At 36.4% G+C, this 338-nt stretch carries 1 protein-coding gene; it reads left to right on the forward strand.

The features are described 5' to 3' along the window. Positions 1 to 338 (forward strand): response regulator transcription factor (locus tag ACZ76X_RS29110; protein ID WP_479852479.1); only part of this gene is annotated, 338 nt, incomplete at both ends.

Consider the following 338-nt stretch of genomic DNA (forward strand, 5'->3'; position numbering starts at 1 on the left):
CCTTTTACACCGACTGAATTAGTTGCACGTGTAAATGCTCAACTCCGCCGATTTCTTACGTTAAATAAGCCGAAAGTAGAGGAGAATATATCCGTTTTAGAGGCAAGTAGCGTTGTTATTGATTTTGAGAAGCGAACAGTACTTGTATACGGAGAGCGAATTGAATTAACCCCAAAAGAATTTGATATTTTATATTTATTAGCGAGTCACCCGTATAAAGTATTTAGTGTTGAAAATATATTTCAGCAAGTATGGGCAGATGATTATTACGATGGCGGAAGTACAGTCACGGTGCATATTCGTACTTTACGAAAAAAAATGGGGGAAGATAAAAGAAA

The organism is Bacillus sp. BC05(2025), from assembly GCF_056725905.1.